Origin of the sequence: Wolbachia endosymbiont of Drosophila seguyi (genome assembly GCF_028981765.1) — a bacterium.
Classification (GTDB): domain Bacteria; phylum Pseudomonadota; class Alphaproteobacteria; order Rickettsiales; family Anaplasmataceae; genus Wolbachia; species Wolbachia pipientis.
This window is the reverse complement of sequence record NZ_JAPQLM010000159.1, coordinates 1-1,882: the sequence shown is the minus strand read 5'-3', so window position 1 is coordinate 1,882 and position 1,882 is coordinate 1. Positions and strand designations below refer to the sequence as shown.

The following is a 1,882-nucleotide window of genomic DNA, read 5'->3' as shown; positions in this document are numbered from 1 at the left end:
AATCAATGTACTTACCAGATTTATCAGCTTGCCTTGAGTAAGCCTTAGCAGCATATAGTTGAGCTCGTTTCTCAAAACCTTTATCACGAGCAAACTGGTCAGGTAAGGAAGCAGTATTACTACTACTCCCTCCCTTAGAAACCTTACTATTACCCACAAATATGAGGTTCATGAGCAAGTCTCCATCCTTCTGCTAGATCAAAGAGACGTCTCCACCCTTTCCAAAGAGTAATTGGTCCTGGTTTTGGGTCGCTTTTTCTTGCTAAATGACCTCCAAGTTCACGAAACGGCTTCTTTTATAGTAGGGGCTATATTTGGACATGGTTTCCTGTGTATTTTAACATATAAAACTTTCCATTCTTCCTCAGCTAATAAGGCAGTACATAGTAATGTTGGGTTAGTTCTTGCAATTGATGTAATAAAGAAAATTCTCCAAGCAATAATGCTCATGACTGTTAAATACCTCATTAATCTTTCTGCTGTTCCAAGTCTACATTCCTCAACTTTGAGACCAGATTTTAAAATCTTATGCAATATCTCTATTTTCCATCTCAAACAATACCAACTAACTTTTTCAACAGCTTCTTCAAAAGTACTGACCGGAAAAAAGCATCCACTCTAGAGGACTTGCTTCGGGAGGAGAGTTTTTTTCAACAACATGAATTGCGTGAAGTTGTAGACTCTGTCGGTTTATATTTTATGTGACCTTCTTTACATTTTATATGGCCTTCATGTGATAAATTTTCCGAATCTAATTTCTAAAAACGCTGTCCTTTTTTGCTTGTTATCTCTAGCAGGGATTTCAACTTCTACTTTTCCAGCGCAAGGGAGGCCTTGGATAAATGACCATAATTTTTGCTTGTTCCTGGTATGCATGAATTTTTTATTTACATTTCTGTTGTGGCGAGCTCTTACTAAAATTGCTGAGTTAAGATTATGTGCAAGTTCAAAAAAATCATGCATATCTGCTTCTCTGTCACATACAGTTATAGCTTCGGTTTGGGCCAGATCTATAATATTATTTGTTTTCTTTAAACTTTCTAGCCATTTCATACTTTCTTTATCCTCAATATGAACGTTGTTACGATGGCTCTTTAGTCTTTTTTCTTCTTCAGAAATGAGTTGCCTCGAGTAAATCTTTTGATCCAGTATTCCCAGCTTCCGTACTAACAGCAAGGGCTGTATGCATTACTGCTCCTTTTCCAGCAATAGTTCCCAATCTGCTTATGGCTTGAGTATGAAATATAAGTTGTATCTTGAATCACAAGAATTCTTTTATGAGCTTTTGTTCTTTCAACTGTTTTATCAATGTGTGAAGCTAGAATATCGACTTCTTTTACGTTCTCATTTTGAAAAAAACGTTATGCTGCTTTTGCTTCTGACCAACTTCCGCATGCCTCATTAATTGAGCTTTCAGGTAAACTTATCAAACTATCAGCAATCTTTACTAATCGGTCAGTTAATCTTTTATCTCCAAGTACAGCATCTCCAAATTCATTTTTAGCCCATTCATTACTCTCGTTTGCCATTTTTATACCCTCAATATTTGCAAACTTTAATATTGTAATACTTTATTTATAAGTACATTTATATTTGTGGGTAATAGTAAGATTTGATATGCTGCCAACACTTATGTTCAAATTAAAAATGTCATTTATGATACTAGCCACTTCACGCTTTGAGTTTTTGTAAAATTCGCTGAGTGCTGCAATTATAGACTTAACCCTTGGACCAAATGTATCTGGCGTAACACCTTCTGGTAACTTGCTACTTTTTCTTTTTCTGCATCTCCAACAACGACCATGTTCCAATTACTACATAAGGCCTAATTTCCGGAAGATCAACTTTTTGGTGAACATAAGGTTTTTCGCATATTACAAGC

3 pseudogenes are annotated in these 1,882 nt (G+C 35.7%); all 3 read right to left on the bottom strand.

Annotated features, from left to right (window positions below):
* Nucleotides 1-142, bottom strand: a pseudogene (locus OZD62_RS04050) (Rpn family recombination-promoting nuclease/putative transposase); the annotation flags it as partial.
* 7 nt (nucleotides 143-149) lie between these two features.
* Nucleotides 150-1,529 (bottom strand): annotated as a pseudogene (locus OZD62_RS04045) (IS4 family transposase).
* Between the two features lie 54 nt (nucleotides 1,530-1,583).
* Nucleotides 1,584-1,882: pseudogene (locus OZD62_RS04040) on the bottom strand (IS66 family transposase); the annotation flags it as partial.